At 65.2% G+C, this 422-nt stretch carries 1 protein-coding gene and 1 pseudogene; one reads left to right on the top strand and one right to left on the bottom strand.

Annotated elements, in window-relative coordinates:
- Nucleotides 1–2 precede the first annotated feature (2 nt).
- Nucleotides 3–251: a hypothetical protein gene (locus tag EN804_RS34805; RefSeq protein WP_348642791.1), complete on the top strand. Its 249-nt coding sequence runs from the start codon at nt 3–5 to the stop codon at nt 249–251.
- Here EN804_RS34805 and EN804_RS34800 read toward each other — a convergent pair.
- Nucleotides 222–422 (bottom strand): annotated as a pseudogene (locus EN804_RS34800) (hypothetical protein); the annotation flags it as partial. The gene EN804_RS34805 and the pseudogene EN804_RS34800 sit on opposite strands and share 30 nt — an antisense overlap.

Raw genomic sequence — 422 nt, 5'->3', positions numbered from 1 at the left:
CGATGCTGCTCACCGAGATGACCATCCTGACGGCGTTGCGCACCGCCGCGATCTCCGCCGTCGTGGCCAGGCATCTGGCTCATCGCGGCCCACGCACCATGGCCATCATCGGCAACGGCGCGCAGTCCGAATTCCAGGCCATCGCCTTCAAGGCGCTGCTCGGCATCGACAAGCTGCGCCTCTATGACATCGATCGTTCGGCTTCCGAAAAATGCCTTCAATTCGATCCGGCACGCCAGCTGGTCGAATAGGGTGATGCCCCACATGTCGGCGCCGGTCAGCGGCTTGGGATTGAACGATAGAGCCGAAGACGGCTGCGTCGGCGATGCATGGTCGCCCTCGATCGCGCCGCCCGGTGCCGGCACTTCCTTCACCGGGATGATCGGCTCGCCCGTGCGCCGGTCGAGCACGTAGAGGTCGCC

The sequence above is a fragment of the Mesorhizobium sp. M8A.F.Ca.ET.161.01.1.1 genome, assembly GCF_004792105.1.
Lineage (GTDB): Bacteria > Pseudomonadota > Alphaproteobacteria > Rhizobiales > Rhizobiaceae > Mesorhizobium.
Note: the sequence above shows the minus strand (reverse complement) of the source record. Positions and strands in the feature narration are given on the sequence as shown.

Bases quoted from the DNA above. Each gene is read 5' to 3' on its own strand.
- EN804_RS34805 (WP_348642791.1), top strand. From the start codon at position 3: ATGCTGCTCACCGAGATGACCATCCTGACGGCGTTGCGCACCGCCGCG.